Genomic DNA, 17,874 nt, shown 5'->3' with positions numbered 1-17,874 from the left:
GCAGGGGCCCGTAGGGGCTCAGCGCGAGCCGGGTGCCTGGATCAGGTGCCCGGCTTGCGGCCGTAGACGAAGACGTCGTCGTTCTTCTTCAGCAGCGACCAGTACTTCTTGGCGTCGGTCTTGGTCATGTTGACGCAGCCGTGCGAGCCCGGCGGGTTCCACATGCTGACGCCGACCGAGTGGAAGGCCTGGCCGCCGTCGAAGAACTGGGCGTAGGGCATCGGCACGTCGTAGATGGACGAGACGTGGTCGATGTTGCGCCAGTAGATCTTCTTCAGGCCGGTGCGGGTCTCGTAGCCGTCACGGCCCGTGCGGACCGGGACGGGGCCGTAGACGAGCTTCTTGCCGTCCTGGATCCAGCTCAGCTGGAGGCTCAGGTTCACACAGGCGATCCGGCCCTTGTTGACCGGGCACTTGCCGTCCTTGTTGGGGTTCTTCCCGACGGCCTTCTGCTTCTGCATCAGGTCCATCACCCCCCAGGTGACGGGCCCGGCGTAGCCGGCGTTCGGGGAGATGCCGTGCTTGGTCTGGAAGGCGCGGATCGCCTTGCAGTCGGCGGCGGACTGCTTGCCGTCGACGGGGCGGCCGAGGAACTTCTCCACCTGCTTCTGGTACGGGCCGGTCTTCGCGGTGCAGCTCGCGGCCGCGGCCGGCGTGGCGCCGAGCACGAGCGTGAGCGGTGCCACCAGTCCGGTGATCCCGAGTACGACGGCACCCCGTCTGCGTACGTCCCCCATGGTTGGTCCTGCCCTTTCGCGGAAGTGGTCACATGGTCTGCGATCCCTGCCAGCTAGACGGGCGTACCGGGGGTCGGGTTGTGCGGGCTCTCCGCCTGGGACGAAACGGTGACATACCCCACCAGCCAGAGGTCCTGCGCCGTGCCGTGCAGGTACCGGTGGGCGGCGGCGTCCCGCCGGGCGGGACCGTCGGCCGCACGGAGGTGCCCGGCGAACTGCGAGGCCTGCGCATCGACCACCGTGGAAGGTGCTGCCGCCGGCGGCCCGTGGGCCGACCTCGTCAGTGCCGCAGTGCGTGGTGAAAGCCCGTGTTGACCGCCGTGAGGCCGCCGTCGACGACCAGCGTGGCGCCGGTGATCCAGGCGGCGTCGGGCGAGGCGAGGAAGGTGACGGCCGCGGCGATGTCCTCCGGTTCGCCGACCCGGCCCAGGGGGTGGAGCCGCCGTACCGCTTCGAGGTCCTCGTCGCGGCCCTCCCAGGCGGTGGTGCGCACGGTGCCCGGCGCCACGAGGTTGACGCGGACGCCGCGTGCCGCGGCGTGCCCGGCGAGAGTGCGGGTCAGGGAGACGAGGCCGGCCTTCGCGGCGCTGTAGGCGTGGTTGCCGAAGTCCTGAAGGCCGTTGACCGAGCCGATGGAGACGACGGCGCCTCGGCCGGAGGCCGCCAGGTGCGGCAGGGCGGCACGGCAGCAGCGGTACGCGCCGGTCAGGGTGACGTCGAGGTCGAGCGCCCACGACTCGTCCGGTTCGTCCTCGAAGCGGGGCGCGTCTGGCGAGCAGTGGGCGGCGCTGTTGACCAGCACGTCGAGGGAACCGAACGTGTCGACGGCGTGGGAGACGACCGCCTCGACCGCGCCCCGGTCGGCCACGTCGCACGCGCGCCCCTCGGCGGTCAAACCCTCGTCCCGCAGCGCCTGCGCGGTCCGTACGGCCTGGACCGGGTCCTGGTCGGCGATCAGGACCCGCGCTCCCTCCCGGGCGAACCGGCGGGCGGTGGAGGCGCCGATGCCGCGTGCCCCGCCGGTGACGAGGACCCCGTACCCCTCGAAGCGTGTGCTGTCCGTCATGGGCCGACCGTACTGCCCGGGCGGCGTCTCAGCGGTAGCCGGTCGCGTCGGCCGGCTTGCCCGCGTCCTGCACCTCGGCGAGGTAGCGCCAGGCGTCCGGGCGGCTGCCGTCCAGGTCGGTGGAGCCGCGCACCTGGGCGAGGCGGCCGCTGGAGGAGGACCGGCCATTCCAGCGCGCCAGACCCGGGTCGGCGGCCAGCGACGCCACCGCGAAAACCCTCATCATCGAATTCGCCCGTTACCTCGGCGTCCCCACCAGCACCCGTATGCTCACACACCTCGCCAGCGTGTCGCAGGGGCGGTGTGGGCGCATGCCGACGCCCGCCCCTTGGTTCAGAGGCGGGCGCGGTTGTCGCGGCTCAGCCGGCCTCCCGCTGCTCGCGGAGGTCGTGGACGGTCGCGGTGAGGGTTCCGTCTTGCTGTTCGTAGTGGGACAGGGCGAGGCCGAGGCCGAAGAAGGTGGGTGCCCATTCTCCGACGAAGATTCCCCACCGGTCGGCGCGGGCGAGATCTGCGTGGGCGCCGGGCTCGGCTTTGAGGCTGACCATCCAGGTGAAGACGGAGAACCCGATGCTGCCGAAAGCGGCCATGTAGGCGTGTTCGCTGCGGACGCCCATCTCGTGCATCTTCTTGATGATCATGATGCTCTCCCGATCACATGCCCGTGGAGCGGGTGGTGTCCTGATGGGACTGGCGTTCGCGGGTCTTCCGCCAAGGGATGAGGCCGGCCAGCCCAAGGAGGCCGAAGAGGCCCCACAGGCCCTCGTCGCCCCCGTCGTCCTTGGTGTCCTGGGCCTGGACGGTCGCGGTGGCGGTGTTCGTCTGCTCGGTGCTCTGGCTGAACGCTGCGCCTGCCGGGGCGAGCACGAGCAGGATGGCGATGAGTGCGGTGCCTGCGATTCTGCGCATTGCTGTCTCCTGTGGTCTCAGCAGTCGCTCTGGCACCATCCGGATGCCCGTTTCCTCCTTTCATAGACCTATTTTTTCGTCTATCTCGTAGTTTCTTGCTTGTCCCTTCAACATGCCGCACTTCCCGGACTGACCCAGCCTGGGGATGCTCGGGGTTACTGCGGAGGTCAGCCGTGCCCCGAACCGTTTGGAGCGGTGCCATCGGCTTCAGCCCCGCCGCCGTACCGATCCCTCGGAAGCTTCGGCATAACTGGTACTCAGCTTCGCCGGCGCGGTGTAAGGCCGGACGGGGCCGACGGACAAGCGGGGCCTTCGACTGCTCGGCACGGCGTAGCCATAGGCGTGCACGGCGTCGGCCTCCCAGCCCTCAACAGCTTGGATGGCGCCTTCCGTGGACGAGGGCGCCGACGGCGGGGTGCACGGCGTCGCAGGCCGAGCAGAGTTCCATCCACACGCGGCTCCTGCTCCAGCAGATTGCCGATGACGACCGACGGTGGCCCAGACGACGTCCGTACGTCAGCGCCTTGTGATCCGGGGCCGTGCCAGATGGCCGGGTCCCGGGTCGATGGCGAAAACGAGTCCGATTGCCGGCATGGGAAGATGGATAAGTGGCAGTCCTTCGACGGAACAATGTCCGCGTCATCGGGCCGGAAGCCGGCCCGACCCTCGTCCTCGCCCACGGCTTCGGCTGCGATCAGAACATGTGGCGCCTCGTGACGCCCACCTTGGCGCAACACTTCCGTGTCGTGCTGTTCGACTACGTCGGGTCCGGCCGCTCAGACCTTGGCGCCTGGCAGGAGGAGCGCTACGCCACTCTGGACGGCTACGCCCAGGACGTGGTGGACGTGTGCGAAAAGCTGGAGCTGCGGGACACCGTGTTCGTCGGCCACTCCGTCAGCGCCATGGTCGGCGTCCTGGCCGCCGCGGCAGCACCAGGCCGACTCGGCTCGCTCGTCATGGTCTGCCCCTCACCCTCCTACATCGACGAGGAGGGCTATCGCGGTGGTTTCAGCGCGGCAGACATCGACGAGCTGCTCGAGTCGCTGGAGGCCAACTACCTCGGCTGGTCCGCGACCATGGCCCCAGTCATCATGGGCAACCCGGACCGGCCGGACCTGGGTGAAGAGTTGACCAACAGCTTCTGCGCCACCGACCCGGACATCGCGCGCGTGTTCGCACGCACGACGTTCCTCTCTGACACCCGACAGGATCTGAAGAGCGTGACCGTCCCCACCCTGATCCTTGAATGCGAGCAGGACGTCATCGCACCCCGGGAGGTCGGAGCCTACGTCCACGCAGCCATTCCCGGCAGTCGTCTGGTCACCCTCGCCGCTACCGGCCACTGCCCGCAGCTGAGCGCACCCGAAGCCACCAGCCAGGCGATCATCGCGTTCGTGAGAGACCTGGCATGATGCGCCGCTCCGGCCCCTCTCCTCAGGCCAACGGCGAGGGGCAACCCCACGTCGACGCGGATGTCACCGCGTTGCTGGAGGACAGTACGGAGGAACTCTACGAGTCCGCTCCCTGCGGTTACCTGTCCACCCTCATGGACGGCACCATAGTCAAGATCAACAAGACGCTGCTGGACTGGCTCCGCCTCTCACGGGAGGAGGTCGTCGGCCGCAGGCACTTCAGCGACCTGCTGACCGTAGGAGGGCAGCTCTACCACGAGACCCACTACGCACCGCTGCTGCGCATGCAGGGGCAGGTCGGCGGTATCGCGCTGGACATGAAGGTCGCGGACGGCTCCCGGCTTCCGGTACTGATCACCTCGACGGTGAAGAGGGGTGCGGAAGACCGCCCCGTGCTGATCCGCACGACCGTCTTCGATGCCACCGACCGGCGCTCCTACGAGACCGAGCTGCTACGCGCCCGCCGCACGGCCGAGGAGGCCCGCCGCCAGGCGGAGGCCGACCGCGAGCAACTGCGCGAGGCCCTGGCCGTACTGCAACAGAGTCTGCTCCCGGCCAGTCTGCCGACGGTACCCGGTGTGGAAAGCGCCGCCTACTACCACACGGCCTCCTCGATGGAGCTGGGTGGTGACTTCTACGACCTGTTCCCCCTTGGCGACAAGCGCTTCGCCTTCTTTCTCGGCGACGTCTGCGGAAAGGGCCCGCGAGCCGCGGCCGTGACTTCCCTGGTGCGCTACACCCTGCGCACAGCGGCTCTGCACCATTCCGATCCCGAGGCCGTCCTGTCCACCCTCAACGCCGCGCTGCTCGAGCGCTACGCCGACGGGGACCCGCGCTACTGCACCGCCGTCTTCGGCATCCTGGAATCAGGAGGGGAGACCGTCACCGTCCGCCTGGCCTCCGGTGGCCACCCGCCGACGCTGATCCTGCGGGCGGACGGCCGGGCCGAGTACCTGCCGACGCCTGGTGGAGTGCTGATCGGCGCCTTCCCCCGAGCGTCCTTCACCACCGTCCGCACCGCCCTCCATCCCGGCGACACCCTGCTGCTCTACACCGACGGCCTGACCGAGGCACGCCCGGGCGAGAAGGGCGACCTGTACGGCTACGACGCGCTGCAGTCGTTCGCCACCGAGCTCGCCCCGGCGCACCCACGCTCCGTGATCGATGCCTTCGTCGGCCTGCTCACCGACTTCGGCGACGGGCTCGACGACGACACCGCCCTCCTCGCCCTCGGCCGTCCGCGTCCCTCTGACGCCGCCTGATGGCCTACTGCCCGCGGCTTGACGCACCCCGGCGCCTGACAACGCGGTGGATCGAAGCCGCCTTCAACACCATCGGCGCCGTGAACCCCGGGGCTCACGGCGGACGGGACAGACGCGGTGGGTTCGTGGCCCAGCGGACGGTCCGGGTCAGAGTCTGGCCGGTGGGGCGTACGGCGAATTCCTCGATGCCCGGCATCCGGGGCAGACACAGCATGCCTCGGGCCCAGGGCGGCAGCAGCGCGACGGCGTTCGCGGCCAGAACACCGTCCCGCAGAGCGCATCAGTTCGGCGTTCAGCCTCGAGGCCACGCCCGAAATCCTCCGACGGCCACGGCCGCGCGCACCGGTTGAGTGAGACGCAGCCACGCCGACGCCGCGTGCATGGTACGTCGATCACGCGGCGTCATGCTGCCGACTGCGAGGCGAGGAACGCGCCGTCCTCGGCGATGCCCGCGTTCGCCGCCCAGCGCCGAGGGGCGCCCGACGCCGGTTCGTTCCGTGCGTGCCGCGGCAGCCACTTGGTGGCGGCGGCTGGCTCGCGGCCGCGGTGTGTTCCTGTGGGCGTCAGGTCTTCCGTGCCGGCGGACGCGCGGTGTGGTCGGGGTGGCCGCGCGTACGGCGGTCCTCCTTCATCTGCGCCTCGTACAAGTGGTCCCGGCCGCGGGCCAGTTCCTGGACCGCGCTCGCCTCCAGCTGCTGGAAGGGCCGGTAGTAGGTGGCGTTGTAGGCCTCGACAATCTGGAACGTCCAGTGGCCAGGGATCACATTGCGCCCCAGGATCTCCGAGCGGACTCTCTTGGCCCACTCGGGGTGGCCGGCTTCGTTCAGCAACCGGACGGCGCGGTCCAGTTGCAGGTCGGCCGTTCCGGTCAGCTGGTGGAAGTCGTACAGCCGGCCTCTGGCCCGCTCGGTCGTCTCCAGCGCCTTGGACAGCGCTCCGAGGGCCTCGACGGTCCTGTCGTCGACCCCGGCGGGGCGCCCATTCCCGCAGTCGGGGCTTTGCGGCGTTCCCTCATACTCGTTCATAAGGTCTCCTTGCCCGGTGATGTGCGCGCCGACGGTGCGTGCAGTGCCGGCGGGGAAGCCATGCGCAGTCGGCCTGCCACCGGCAGAGGAAACGCCAGTTGGGCCGCGGCGCGAACGGGAGGGGAGTGCGAGATCACACGTCCCCGCGCCGGAGTCACGCACCTCCCGGCTACGGCCTTCGGGGAGGGCCGTGGGAATCGTGCGATCCCACTCTCGGAACGCGCAGACGCTGCTTGACGTGGCCGCTCGTCACACACTCGTCGGCGAAGATGTGCTCGCAGAGGGCACCGCCGCACTCCGCGTCGGCGGCGAAGCGGTGAGGGGACGGCGAACCTGGAAGCCGTGATGATGACTGCCCGCACCTGCTTCCGGATGTGCTCGCAGAACGCCCGCCGGATCACCTCACCGCGTGTCTGCGCCTCGGCGGCCACGGTCTGTGATGGAGCCACGCGCCCTGGCGGTCACGCGCCTTTCAGGGCTGCCAGGCGCGCTTCGATTTCGGTCGCGTCGCCGAGTCCGTCGAGCTGCTCGAACTGCGTGTCCAGGGAGGAGGCGGCGAGTTCTTCCTTGCCCATGGCCCGGGCCTCTTCGCGGCGTACCTTGTCCTCGAACCGGCTGAGTTCGCTTGTCGGGTCGAGTACGTCGATGCTTCTGACTGCGTCCAGCATGCGGTTTTGCGCCTCGGCGGACTTCGCCCGTGCCACCAGCTGGTCACGCTTGCCGTGCAGTTCGCCGAGTTTGAGCTGCATCTGGTCAAGACCGGTCTTGAGTTTGTCCACGACGGCCGTATTGGAGGCAATGGTCGGCTCGGCTGCCGTGGCCTCCCTTTCGGACTGCAGCTGCCTGCTCAGGGCCACCTTGGCCAGGGTGTCGAACCTGTCCGCGTCCACGGGGTCTCCCGCAGCGCGAAGTTCGTCCGCCTTCTTGCTGGCTGCGAGTGCCTTGCGACCCCACTCGGAGGCGGCTTCCTTGTCCTCCCGGTAGTCCTGCTGCATCAGGCGCAGGTTGCCGATGGTGGTGGCCACCGCCTGCTCCGCTTCCCTGATGTTGTTGGTGTAGTCGCGGATCAGCTGGTCCAGCATCAGCTGAGGATCTTCCGCCTGGTCGATAAGGGCGTTTATGTTGGCCCGGGCGAGCTGAGCGACCCGCCCAACGATGGTTTGTTTGGTCATGGCGCTTCTCCTTTGAACACGTGATGGGAGGAAAACGGGGTGGTGTCAGAAACGGCCGCCGCCCATCCGGGCGCGTGTTCCGCCACCTCCGAAACTGACCGGCCCGGCGCTGTAGCCACCGCCGAAGCCGCCGAGCAGGATCCCGCCGAGCATGGCCCCTGCCAGTCCGCTGCCGGTGCCTCCGACCGCATACACACCGGGCTCGATGGCGACACCAAAGCCCTCTACGTCCTCTTGGGCCAGCAGCAGGGCCTCCTGCGCCAGTGCATCGGCCTGTTGCGCCTCTGCCAGGGCACTGTGCGCGTCCGCCCCTTCGTCCCGGCGGGAGAAGGCCTCGGCCCGCTCCAGCCTGCGCTGCGCCTCTGCGAGCCGCGTGCGGGCCTCACTGCCCACGGCCCCCCTGTTCGTGATGATGTAGTCCACGGCCTCGCCGACGCTGGACTGCGCACTGAGTACCGTCCGCTCAAGCAGCGCAAGGGCGCGCCGTGCGCCCTGCTCGCTCTCCTGGATCCCGAGGAGGGCCTCGTCGAGCCCGGCATCGGCCTCCTCCACCCGGCGCAGCGCGTCGATGGGGTCGTACCGGCCGGTCTCCACGGCTCTGCGCACATCGGTCGCCACGGTCTCGGCGCGCGCGATCCGCCCCTGCAGAGCTGCAGTGGGAAGTTCCTTGGCTCCCTGCAGCAGGCCACGCGCCTCCGCCAGATCCGCGTCCGTCTCGGTCAGTGCGCCTGGCAGCGCGCCGGCCGCGTCCGCGAGTTCCTGTGCCCGCCGCTCGACGGCTTCGATCAACCGGTTGGCCTGTGCCACGGCCGCTTCTGCGGCCCGCACCTGGATCGCGGCCGCGCCGTTGTCGTTGCCTTCCACGGCCTGCCGGGCCCGTTGCAGGCTGTCCTGCGCGAACTGCAATCGGCTGCCCGCCTGCTCGACGTCACCGAGGACCGCTGCGATGGCCGAGGAGGCGTACCGCTCACGCATGACAGCCAGGGTGTCCTGGGCGCTGACCACTCGGCCGCTCGCGGTGTCGAAAGCGGCCTGGGCCGCGGCCAAGGCCTGAGGTGCATTGCGTTCGAAGCCACGCAACTGGTCGAAGTCCTCGGCCTTCTCGTCCAGCAGGCGATTGGCCTGCGCGCACCGAGCAAGAATCCCCTGAACCATCCGCAGGCGGGTCGAATCCTCCTCGGGGTAGGCGTCGTCGAGTTGCTGCCGCAGCCGGAACGCCGCAGTCAGCTCCCGCTTCGCCGCCTCCACCGCTTCGGTGAACGGCTGGGTCGCCTCCTCGCCGAACTGCGCCGCGGCGAAACCCAGTTCCTCCTGGCTGGTGCGCACCGCGTCGTCGGTTCGCACCAGAGCCTGGCGCGCCTGCGCGTCGAGATCCGCCAGCGACTCCGGGGACGGCCCGCCCCACGTCTCTTCGCCGCCACGCGGCGCGGCGGCCTTGCGCGACTTGCGTCTGATCAGGGCGAACGCGACCAGCACCACCGGAACGAGCACCACGAACAGGAAGAGCCAACTGCCTCCACCGACGCCCACCTGCTCGCCTTGACCCGGGTCCGCCTCTCCGGGCGTTACGGCCACTGTGGGCACGGGCTCGCCCGAGAGCACCGCGCCGTACCCTCGGGCCGCACCGATCGCCGCTCCCGCCCAGTCGTTCTGCCGCAGCGCCGGCGCGACGGCCGTTGCGTCGACCTCAGTCAGGTCCTGTCGCGTCAGCGGTGACCTTGCGTCCACAAAGTAGGAATACTGCCGGTCACCGGTGGCGACAGCGAGTAGCGCGTCGCTGGGGCCAAGCCCGTTCCTCGCGGCCGTCCCGGACGCCCACTCCTGTGCGGAGCGACCGGAGAAATCGCTCACGTACACCACGAACAGCTGAAGCTCGTGTTCGTCGGCCAGCCGGGCCAGCGCCCGGGCGACTTCAGGTTCCCGGTTGCCGAGTGCCCCGACCCGGTCCGTGATCTGCCCTTCCCGTGACAGGTCGACCGGAGCGTCGGCCAGAGCGGCGTTCGCCGCAGCCAGGGTGAGGCCGCCCGCCATCAGCAGCACGGTCAAGAGGATCCGCACGAAAGTGCGCATCCCCGCAGCGAACACGGTGGGCCGGGAGTCCTGACGGCTGCCCACCTCGGGTGGGAAGGAGTCAGCGCTGCCCGTCACTCCCTTCGCGTTCCGCTCCGACCTGCTCATCGCGCGTCCCCTTTCGCACGGACACTTCACCGGCCGCGTACCCGCTCCGTTTCCGCCGATTCATCACGAAAAGTCGCTAATCAGCTATCTGTCCGCCGTTTACTCAGAAGGCGCCCTGGGCAGGCGGATGTGTTCAGCCGACAACCAACTGCGCCCTCACCGCTGACGGCCGCCTTCGGGATCGCGCCGCGGGCGCACGCGCACCTGCCGGATGAGGCGCTCCGCCACCGAGCGGAACGCGGGATGGGCGCGCACGGAGGGGGCCTGCAAGGCCGAAGACGAGCCTGACGGGGCGCCAGTGGGAGTGACTCGCAGTCAACCTCCTCCCACGGCAAGGGGGGTGCCAGGTCAACCCGGGGAGCGGCTGGCAGTCGAGGGAGATACCCCAGCGACTGCTGGGCCAGGTGGCGCAGGCATCAGTACGGCACTGATCGCCCTTCTGCTCGCTCTGGGTCCGGCAGCGCGTGCGTTCAGCCAGGACACTGCCGAGCAGGCGAAACCGCCGGCCGCCACCGTGACGGTTCAGGTTCAGCAGAACCAGAACGATAAAGACGATGACGCGGGCATGTGGGGGCTCTTCGGCCTCCTCGGTCTGGCCGGTCTGATTCCGTGGCGCACGAGGCGCGATCACGACCACCAGGGCTACGGAGCCCACCACCCGGTCCACCGGCTCAGATGTCGCTGCCGAGGACATCGAGGCGGCCCTGCTCGTCGGCGATCTGGTCCACCAGGGCGCGGACTGTGCCGGGTCCAGGTGGTCGACGGGTACGGCGATGCCCTCCCGCCGGCCTCGGTGGCCAGGTCGGCGGTGTCCTCGATGGTCTCGGGCCGGTCGTACTCCGAGCGGCGGACGCGGGTGGTGCGGCCGGTGACGTAGACGGTGGCGACTGCCGCGCCGAGCTGCGCCGCGATGCCCCGTCCGGCGCCCCGGGTCGCCCCGGCGACCAGTGCGACCTTGCCCTTCAGCGGAGCTGACCTGTCCGACCTCCCGTGACCGTGGCTGCTTGTCACCTCCAGGGTGACGGGGAAGCCGGACATCTTCTGTCGCCTTTTGCGGGCGACACGCGGTCAGTGCCCTCGGGTGATCCACTCCTGAAGGTGCGGAGCCTCCGCGCCGATGGTCGTGGCGTCTCCGTGGCCGGTGAGGACTTTCGTCTCGGGCGGCAGGGTGAGGAGGCGGTCGCGGATCGAGTCGATGATCGTCGGGAAGTACGAGAAGGACCGGCCGGTGGCGCCGGGGCCGCCCTGGAAGAGCGTGTCCCCGGTGAAGACGGTGGCGAGCCCGGGGTCGTACAGGCACACCGCGCCGGGCGCGTGCCCCGGGGTGTGCAGGACCCGCAGGTCGGCGCCGCCGGCCTCGATCACCTGGCCGTCGACCAGCCAGGCGTCGGGCTCGCGGTCCGGGTGGGTCTGCTTCCACAGCGGCAGGTCGTCACGGTGCAGCCAGATGGTGGCTCCGGTGCGCTCGGCGAGGGCGGGGGCGGCGTCGATGTGGTCGTTGTGGGCATGGGTGCACACGATGGCCGTGAGCCGGCGGTCTCCGACGGCCTCGGCGATGGCGTCGGCGTCGTGGGCGGCGTCGATGACGACGGCCTCGTGGTCGTCGCCGACGATCCAGACGTTGTTGTCGACGTCCCAGGTGCCGCCGTCGAGGCTGAACTGGCCGGAGGTGACGAGGTGCTCGACGCGGGGGGCCATCACAGCACCACCACCGAGCGCAGCACGTCGCCGTGGTGCATCCGCTCGAACGCCTTCTCCACCTCGTCGAGCTGGATGGTCTCGGTGACGAACGCCCCGAGGTCCAGGCGGCCTTGCAGGTGCAGATCGATCAGCATGGGGAAGTCGCGGGAGGGCAGGCAGTCGCCGTACCACGACGACTTCAGCGCCCCGCCACGCCCGAACACGTCCAGCAGCGGCAGTTCGAGTTTCATCTCGGGGGTGGGCACGCCGACCAGGACGACCGTGCCGGCGAGGTCGCGGGCGTAGAAGGCCTGCTTGTACGTCTCCGGTCGGCCGACGGCCTCGATGACGACGTCGGCGCCGAAGCCGCCGGTGAGTTCGCGGATCGCCTCGACGGGGTCGCTCTCGCGGGAGTTGACCGTGTGGGTGGCGCCCATGGTGCGCGCCTTCTCCAGCTTCCGGTCGTCGATGTCGACGGCGATGATCTTCGCCGCTCCGGCGAGGTGCGAGCCGGCGATGGCGGCGTCGCCGACGCCTCCGCAGCCGATGACGGCGACCGTGTCGCCCCGGCCGACGTTCCCGGTGTTGATCGCGGCGCCGATGCCGGCCATCACGCCGCAGCCCAGCAGCCCGGCCACCTGCGGGACGACGGCCGGGTCGACCTTCGTGCACTGCCCGGCCGCGACCAGCGTCTTCTCGGCGAAGGCGCCGATGCCGAGGGCCGGGGAGAGTTCCTGGCCAGTCGAGGCGAGGGTCATCTTCCGCTCGGCGTTGTGGGTGTCGAAGCAGTACCAGGGCCGCCCGCGCAGACAGGCGCGGCATGTCCCGCACACCGCACGCCAGTTGAGGATCACGAAGTCACCGGGCTCGACGTCGGTGACACCGTCGCCGACCGCCTCGACCACGCCCGCGGCCTCGTGGCCGAGCAGGAAGGGGAAGTCGTCGCTGATGCCGCCCTGCTTGTAGTGCAGATCGGTGTGGCACACCCCGCAGGCCTGGACGCGCACGACCGCCTCCCCCGGGCCCGGATCGGGCACGACGATGGTCTCGATCCGTACCGGCTCGTCCTTGCCGGGTGCGACCACACCGCGTACTTCCTGCGCCATGCTGACTCCTTCGTCGGCCGGGATGCCTTCCTTTCCGACCCTACGCGCGACTGATCGGCAAGGGATCCGGATCGGCCACCCGCGGCGCCGTATCACCAGCTCACGCGCTGTCCGAAAACGCCGGGCACCGTACCTGCGGCCCCCGTAACCTGAACGCTCCGCCCGACGCCCGAGGAGCGACGTGAGCATCGCAGAGACCGAGACCGGTACACCCGCCTGGCGGCTGCTCCTCGGATACGTCCGGCCGCACCGCCGGTCCCTGCTCGCCGGTGCCGCGCTCTCGCTGGTCACCGGGGCGACCGGGCTGGTGCTGCCGCTGGTGGCGCGGGGTCTGATCGACGATTTGGCGCACGACCGGGCCATCACCGGCGCGCTGCTGGCGATGTCTGGCCTGGTCGTGACCAACGCGGCGGTCGGAGCGCTGGGTTCGTACGTGTTGCAGCGCACCGCCGAGTCGGTGGTGCTCGGCGCGCGGCGTGCCCTGTCGTCGTATCTGCTGAGGCTGCGGATCACGGCCGTGGACCGCAGCGAACCCGGGGACCTGATGGCCCGCATCACCTCGGACACCACCCTGCTGCGCGCGGTCACCACCGACTCGCTGGTCGGGCTGGGCACGGGCGGTCTCACGCTCGTCGCGACGGTGGTGATGATGGGTCTGGTGGACGCCGTGCTGCTGGGCGTCACGCTGGCCGTGATCCTGGGTGCGGGCGTGATCCTCGGCGTGATCGTGCCGCACATCAACAAGGCGAGCCGGCAGGCGCAGGACGCGGTGGGTGTCATCGGCGCCTCGCTGGAGCGGATCCTCGGCGCCCTGCGCACCGTGAAGGCGTCCGGTGCCGAGCACCGGGAGGAACGCACGCTGCACGCGGCGGCGCAGGAGTCGTGGCGACAGAGCGTGCGGGCCGCCAAGTGGTCGGCGGCCGCGGGCAACACGGCGGGGCTCGCCATGCAGATCGCCTTCATCACGGTGCTCGCGGTGGGCGGCGCGCGCGTGGCGACCGGCGCGATCGACGTGGGCACGCTGGTCGCGTTCCTGCTGTTCGTCTTCTACCTGATGTCGCCGATACAGCAGGTCGTCGGCGCCGTCACGCAGTACCAGACGGGCGCCGCGGCCCTCACCCGCATCCAGGAGGCGCTGCGGCTGCCCGCCGAGCCGGAGGCCGCCCCCGCCCCGCTCCCCTCCCCCGGCGAGCGGCCCGCCACCCTCGCCTTCGACGACGTCCGCTTCCGCTACGCCGACGACCTGCCGTACGTCCACCACGGCGTGACGTTCTCCGTGCCGGCGCAGGGCATGACGGCGTTCGTGGGCCCGTCCGGCGCCGGCAAGACCACCGTCTTCTCGCTGATCGAGCGGTTCTACGAGCCGGACTCCGGGGTGATCACGTTCGACGGGCGCGACCTCGCCGACTGGGAGCTGCCCCGACTGCGTGCCGCGATCGGCTACGTGGAGCAGGACGCGCCGGTCCTTTCGGGCTCCCTGCGGGACAACCTGCTGCTGGGCCATCCGGAGGCGGACGACGACGCCCTCGCACGGGTGCTGAAGACGACCCGTCTCGACGGCCTGGTCGCCCGGCTGCCGAACGGTCTCGACACGCTCGTCGGGCATCGTGGCACCAAGCTGTCGGGCGGTGAGCGGCAGCGTGTCGCCATCGCCCGCGCGCTGCTGCGCCGCCCCCGGCTGCTGCTGCTCGACGAGGCGACCTCGCAGCTGGACGCGGTCAACGAGGCGGCGCTGCGCGACACCGTCGCGGACGTGGCCCGTACGACGACGGTCCTGGTGGTGGCGCACCGGCTGTCCACGGTGACGATGGCCGACCGGATCGTGGTGATGGACGCGGGCCGGGTCCGGGCGGTCGGCACGCACCGCGAGCTCGTGACCGCCGATCCGCTCTACGCGGAGCTGGCTGCGACGCAGTTCCTGGCCGCGGAAGGCTGAGGCGGCGGGCGCGGATACGGGCGGGCGGTTCCGCTCACCCGTCAGGCCCAGTGGTCCGGCTCCGTTTGCCGAGCCCGCCGGACGGGAGGAGCCTCGACAGGAGAGGCCCCTCGCGGCCCGCTTCCGACCGGGTCGCGGCCCTTCGAAGGAGGTCATCATGGGAACCGCGGCAGAGCCCGCCTTCGACAGAGAGACACTGCGCCGGGGCTTGGAGGGACGCCCGGACCTTCTGCTCTCGCTCTACGCGGACGACGCGGAGTTCCGCATCGTCGACCGCACGACCCAGCCCAGCCACCCCAAGGTCCTGCACGGCCGGGACGAGATCAGCCGGATGCTGGAGGACGTCTACAGCCGCGACATGTCGCACAAGCTGGAGCGGTGCGTCGTCCAGGGCGACGAGGCCGCCTACAGCGAGAGCTGCGAGTACACGGACGGTGTGCGCGTCCTGTCCGAGTCCATGCTCTCGCTGCGGGACGGCAAGATCGCCGAGCAGACCCTGATCCAGGCCTGGGACGAGTAGGAGGAACACGCCGACGAGTCCCGTGGGGGCTCGGTCAGGGTGGGGCCGGGCCGTGACTGGCGCTGAGGGGAGCACCACCGGGGAGCGGCCCCGCGGAAGTCGATGCCGTGCGCCTGGGCGAACCGGAATGACCGGCCCAGGAGTGGATCATGTCGCAGGCACGGCTCATGGAGGGCACCTCGCTCGCCCGGCGGATTGCTGGAGGAGACCGGCAAACGGGCGGCCGGCCTCACCGAACGGATCGGCACGGCACCGTGCCTCGCGACGGTTCTGATCGGCGAGGACCCGGCGTCACGTACGTCCGGATGAAGCAGAAGGGCTGCCACACGGGTGGCGACGACCCGCAACACGGCCGCACCGTCCTTGCCCGCCAACGCGGTGAGCAGGCCGAACAGGTCGCGCGCGGCGACCTGTTCGGCGGCTGCGAGCTCCTCCAGCTGATCAACGAAGACGACGTGCCCCGCCCTCTCAGCACGGTCGAGGATGATGCCGCGCAGCTCGGTGGGCACATCACTGGCGGTCTCCAGGAGCCCGGCAGCTCCTCGGCCTTCACGAGCCGTCCGACCTCACCGAGCCGCGGCTCCAGGACCCCGATCAGACCCCGAGCCAGTACGGCGGCCGCCCGCCCGCCGGGCACGGGCCGCAGCTCGGACACGCTCATCCCCTCGGCCCGTATCCGGGGCAGCACCCCCGCCCACGGGGGAAGACTTCCCGCACCCCGAGGGCCCTCCGCGGCAGGGAGAGCCCCGCCCCCTCACCGACTTGCCGTCGAACCCCTCGGCCATCCCTTGTCTCGGCGTGCTCCGGTCCGTGGCAGTCGGCCGGCGAGAAGCCGACCTAGACGCCGTGCCTCAGACCGCCAGTGGGCAGCGTCAGAGGTGGGCGCGTGGCGCATCGCGGCACTTCGGCGTGTGCATGGCGTCGTCCGGCGGCGGGCAGTGTCTGAACCATGGCTACGGATGGTGGCGCTGCGCCCGGAGTTCAGGTCTGCTCTCTCAAGGTCGATACGCCGCAGCTGATCGCGCCGGGGACCGCGTACAAGATCGTCCGTTTCCCCTTCGGAGCGGCGGAGTCGACGGACCGATTCGCGATGCACCAGGCCGTCCAGCCGGACGGCTACGTGGTGAGTGACTGGGCGACAGACGACCGTAGCGGCCTGATCTGGCCGTCCCAAGCCGGCTGGGGCCACCTGCACGCGATGATCCAGTGGGAGGCCGCCAGCGGCACGGGCGGCTACAGCGAGCTGCGCGACCAGTACGTACGTGACCCGCTGGGCCTGACGCCCAATCCCAACGACACCACGGCGACCGAGCACCGCACGCCGACGCCCGGCGGCCAGTACTACGTCAAGAACCACGGCGTGTTCGTCGACCCGGGCACCCCGGTTGCGCTCCGAGTCACGCACAACGACGCCAACCCGCGTCTTGTGACCCTCGCCGAGTTCAAGCTCGTCATCCACCATGCCGCCTGACGAACTCGTGCATCATCGGCGGCCTGCGGTCGAGTTGGGGGGCGCCGAGACAAGCCCAAAACGGGCCACGGGATGATCTTGAAGCCCTGAGTGCCCGGATTCACCCACGTCGGCGGGCCGCAGGGCCGCGCTCGGCGACGTGCTGGTCGTATCTCTCCAGGGACGGACGGAGGCATGGCGGGAGCGGGCCGACAACATCGGCGTTGAGGTGCCGTCCTCCGCATCGTGCGTCGACGCACCGTGGCGTCCAGCAGCTCCATGTATGCGCGAGGCACGAGCCAGCCTGCTCGGCCAGGTGTTGTCATACCCCCGGTGTAGCGTCCAGGCGGAAAGTCCACCTCATGCTCTGTGGTTGACGGAGGCGCGCGGATGACGAGTACGACAGGCGAGCCCGTGGTGGTGTCCCGGCGCATCGAGGCCCCTGCGGGGAACATCTTCAGGATCCTGGCCGACCCCGGGCGGCACCCGGACCTCGACGGCTCGGGGATGCTGCGCGGTGGCGTCTCCGGCGCCGTGGTCACGGGCGTCGGGGACGTCTTCGTGATGCGGATGCACTACGCGCGCTTTGGCGACTACGAGATGAACAACCACGTCGTCGAGTACGAGCCGGACCGCCGTATCGGCTGGGAGCCGAGGCCCGGTCGCGGGCACCCCGACGCCACCGCATCCGGGGCCGCGTGGGGCCACCGGTGGATCTTCGACCTGCTCCCGGACGGGACTGGGGCGACGGTCGTGACGGAGATCTTCGACGGTTCGCGCATGCCGGAGGACAAACGCGCGGAAGTGGACAGCGGGCGCGCCTGGTGGCAGACGCAGATGACGAGCACCCTGGAACGCCTCGCTGAACTGTGCGCCGCCCGGTGAACGCCGAACTCGAGGCCCTCAGGAGCGCCCTTGACCGCCAGCGCGAACACGTCCTCGGGATCCTCGAAGGGCTCTCGGAGGAGGATCTGCGACGGGCGGTGCTGCCCAGCGGCTGGAACTGCCTGGCATTGCTGCGCCACCTCACCCTGGATGTCGAACGCTTCTGGTTCCCCGGGGTGATCGCGGGCGAGCCGGATGTGGCCGGACAGCTCGCGGCGGGCGCGGAGGCGCACTGGTACGTACCGGAGGGGATGAGCGCCGAGGAGGTCTTCGCCGACTACCGGGCGGCCATCGTGCGTGCGGACGGTGTGCTCGCCGCCGCTGCGCCCGAACAGAAGCCCGTCGCCTGGCCCGTGGAGATCTGGCCGACCTGGCGGCTGCCTGACGTGCGGCACATCCTGATCCACGTGCTCACCGAAGTTGCCTGCCACAGCGGCCACTTGGACGCGGCGCGCGAACTGATCGACGGCACTACCTGGCTGGGCGGCAGCCCCTACGCCGGCTAGTTCTGTGACCGGATTGGGTTCGCCGGGTTC

Annotated in this window: 17 protein-coding genes and 3 pseudogenes; 8 read left to right on the top strand and 12 right to left on the bottom strand. The window is 70.2% G+C overall.

From position 1 onward, the window contains the following. Window positions 1–41 precede the first annotated feature (41 nt). The 6 genes and pseudogenes from V8690_RS40115 to V8690_RS40090 all read right to left on the bottom strand — a co-directional run bounded on the left by V8690_RS40115 (window position 42) and on the right by V8690_RS40090 (window position 2,712). A complete protein-coding gene (locus V8690_RS40115; protein ID WP_338784923.1) occupies window positions 42–737 on the bottom strand; it encodes a L,D-transpeptidase family protein in 696 nt (231 codons plus the stop codon). A 53-nt stretch (window positions 738–790) separates the two neighbouring features. Beyond that, entirely contained in the window at window positions 791–976 is a 186-nt protein-coding gene (locus V8690_RS40110) for a hypothetical protein (protein ID WP_338784922.1), read from the bottom strand. A 41-nt stretch (window positions 977–1,017) separates the two neighbouring features. Next, a complete protein-coding gene (locus V8690_RS40105; protein WP_338784921.1) occupies window positions 1,018–1,803 on the bottom strand; it encodes an SDR family NAD(P)-dependent oxidoreductase in 786 nt (261 codons plus the stop codon). A 28-nt stretch (window positions 1,804–1,831) separates the two neighbouring features. After that, window positions 1,832–2,014, bottom strand: a pseudogene (locus V8690_RS40100) (short-chain dehydrogenase); the annotation flags it as partial. 148 nt (window positions 2,015–2,162) lie between these two features. Further along, entirely contained in the window at window positions 2,163–2,444 is a 282-nt protein-coding gene (locus V8690_RS40095) for a hypothetical protein (protein ID WP_338784920.1), read from the bottom strand. A gap of 13 nt (window positions 2,445–2,457) precedes the next feature. After that, a complete protein-coding gene (locus V8690_RS40090; RefSeq protein WP_338784919.1) occupies window positions 2,458–2,712 on the bottom strand; it encodes a WGxxGxxG family protein in 255 nt (84 codons plus the stop codon). Window positions 2,713–3,320: 608 nt separating this feature from the next. On the opposite strand from V8690_RS40090, the gene V8690_RS40085 reads away from it, so the two are divergent. Together V8690_RS40085 and V8690_RS40080 are read left to right on the top strand one after the other, a co-directional pair. Next, window positions 3,321–4,124, top strand: a complete 804-nt coding sequence (locus tag V8690_RS40085; RefSeq protein WP_338784918.1) for an alpha/beta hydrolase — start codon at window positions 3,321–3,323, stop codon at window positions 4,122–4,124. Further along, entirely contained in the window at window positions 4,121–5,386 is a 1,266-nt protein-coding gene (locus tag V8690_RS40080; RefSeq protein WP_338784917.1) for a SpoIIE family protein phosphatase, read from the top strand. The genes V8690_RS40085 and V8690_RS40080 overlap by 4 nt, the downstream gene beginning before the upstream one ends. Before the next feature lie 563 nt (window positions 5,387–5,949). Here V8690_RS40080 and V8690_RS40075 read toward each other — a convergent pair. From V8690_RS40075 to V8690_RS40050, 6 genes and pseudogenes are all read right to left on the bottom strand, one after another. After that, window positions 5,950–6,411, bottom strand: a complete 462-nt coding sequence (locus V8690_RS40075) for a hypothetical protein (protein ID WP_338784916.1) — start codon at window positions 6,409–6,411, stop codon at window positions 5,950–5,952. A 461-nt stretch (window positions 6,412–6,872) separates the two neighbouring features. After that, the gene (locus V8690_RS40070) at window positions 6,873–7,583 is read right to left on the bottom strand and encodes a PspA/IM30 family protein (RefSeq protein ID WP_338784915.1); all 711 of its coding nucleotides are present in this window, start codon (window positions 7,581–7,583) and stop codon (window positions 6,873–6,875) included. A gap of 45 nt (window positions 7,584–7,628) precedes the next feature. Beyond that, window positions 7,629–9,653 carry a TPM domain-containing protein gene (locus V8690_RS40065; RefSeq protein ID WP_338784914.1) on the bottom strand — a complete coding sequence of 675 codons (2,025 nt, stop codon included), beginning with the start codon at window positions 9,651–9,653 and terminating at the stop codon, window positions 7,629–7,631. 782 nt (window positions 9,654–10,435) lie between these two features. After that, window positions 10,436–10,799 (bottom strand): annotated as a pseudogene (locus V8690_RS40060) (SDR family NAD(P)-dependent oxidoreductase); the annotation flags it as partial. Between the two features lie 30 nt (window positions 10,800–10,829). Continuing rightward, a complete protein-coding gene (locus V8690_RS40055; RefSeq protein WP_338784913.1) occupies window positions 10,830–11,459 on the bottom strand; it encodes an MBL fold metallo-hydrolase in 630 nt (209 codons plus the stop codon). Beyond that, window positions 11,459–12,547 carry an S-(hydroxymethyl)mycothiol dehydrogenase gene (locus V8690_RS40050; protein WP_338784912.1) on the bottom strand — a complete coding sequence of 363 codons (1,089 nt, stop codon included), beginning with the start codon at window positions 12,545–12,547 and terminating at the stop codon, window positions 11,459–11,461. Before V8690_RS40050 ends, V8690_RS40055 begins: the two co-directional genes overlap by 1 nt. A gap of 181 nt (window positions 12,548–12,728) precedes the next feature. On the opposite strand from V8690_RS40050, the gene V8690_RS40045 reads away from it, so the two are divergent. The 6 genes and pseudogenes from V8690_RS40045 (at window position 12,729) to V8690_RS40020 (ending at window position 17,844) form a co-directional block, all read left to right on the top strand. Then, window positions 12,729–14,483 carry an ABC transporter ATP-binding protein gene (locus tag V8690_RS40045; RefSeq protein WP_338784911.1) on the top strand — a complete coding sequence of 585 codons (1,755 nt, stop codon included), beginning with the start codon at window positions 12,729–12,731 and terminating at the stop codon, window positions 14,481–14,483. A 157-nt stretch (window positions 14,484–14,640) separates the two neighbouring features. After that, complete coding sequence (locus V8690_RS40040) at window positions 14,641–15,003, top strand: nuclear transport factor 2 family protein (RefSeq protein WP_338784910.1); 363 nt, start codon at window positions 14,641–14,643, stop codon at window positions 15,001–15,003. 149 nt (window positions 15,004–15,152) lie between these two features. Further along, window positions 15,153–15,317 (top strand): annotated as a pseudogene (locus tag V8690_RS40035) (bifunctional 5,10-methylene-tetrahydrofolate dehydrogenase/5,10-methylene-tetrahydrofolate cyclohydrolase); the annotation flags it as partial. 635 nt (window positions 15,318–15,952) lie between these two features. Then, window positions 15,953–16,474 (top strand): hypothetical protein, encoded by a 522-nt coding sequence (locus tag V8690_RS40030; RefSeq protein WP_338784909.1) that lies wholly within the window; start codon window positions 15,953–15,955, stop codon window positions 16,472–16,474. A gap of 369 nt (window positions 16,475–16,843) precedes the next feature. Next, entirely contained in the window at window positions 16,844–17,338 is a 495-nt protein-coding gene (locus tag V8690_RS40025) for an SRPBCC family protein (protein WP_338784908.1), read from the top strand. Then, entirely contained in the window at window positions 17,335–17,844 is a 510-nt protein-coding gene (locus tag V8690_RS40020; protein ID WP_338784907.1) for a DinB family protein, read from the top strand. The genes V8690_RS40025 and V8690_RS40020 overlap by 4 nt, the downstream gene beginning before the upstream one ends. The last annotated feature ends 30 nt before the right edge of the window (window positions 17,845–17,874 follow it).

The sequence above is a fragment of the Streptomyces sp. DG1A-41 genome (genome assembly GCF_037055355.1).
Lineage (GTDB): Bacteria > Actinomycetota > Actinomycetes > Streptomycetales > Streptomycetaceae > Streptomyces.
This window is presented reverse-complemented; position numbering and strand designations above follow the sequence as displayed.